This window comes from Arthrobacter sp. B1805, assembly GCF_002929745.1.
Classification (GTDB): domain Bacteria; phylum Actinomycetota; class Actinomycetes; order Actinomycetales; family Micrococcaceae; genus Arthrobacter_D.
This window is the reverse complement of sequence record NZ_PJIQ01000081.1, coordinates 1-503: the sequence shown is the minus strand read 5'-3', so window position 1 is coordinate 503 and position 503 is coordinate 1. Positions and strand designations below refer to the sequence as shown.

The 503-nt window shown below is 70.2% G+C and carries 1 pseudogene; it reads right to left on the bottom strand.

Annotation, left to right across the window (positions count from 1 at the left end):
- Nucleotides 1-503 (bottom strand): annotated as a pseudogene (locus CXQ96_RS17970) (NAD(P)(+) transhydrogenase (Re/Si-specific) subunit alpha); the annotation flags it as partial.

Sequence of the window (503 nt, the reverse complement as noted above, 5' to 3'; positions counted from 1 at the left end):
CAGCAGGTTGCGGGCGTACAGCGCCGAGGCGTCGGCCGCTACCAGCGTCGCCAGGTTGGCGTGTCCGACGATGGTCACACCGTGGCGCACCACCACCTGGTCGATCTCGGTCAGCGGGCAGTTGCCGCCGTGGCCGGCTGCCAGGTCGACGATCACCGAGCCGGGCTTCATCTGCTCGACAGTGGCTTCCTGCAGCAGCGTCGGCGCCTTGCGGCCCGGGATCAGCGCGGTGGTGATGACGATGTCCGACTGCAGCGCACGCTCGTGCACCGCCTGCGCCTGACGCGCCATCCACGAGGCCGGCATCGGCCGCGCATAGCCGCCGACGCCTTCGGCGCATTCGCGCTCCTCGTCGGTCTCCAGCGGCACGTCGACGAACTTGGCGCCGAGCGATTCGATCTGCTCCTTCACCGCCGGACGCACGTCCGAAGCCTCGACCACTGCACCCAGGCGCTTGGCCGTGGCAATGGCCTGCAGCCCGGCGACACCGGCACCGAGGATCA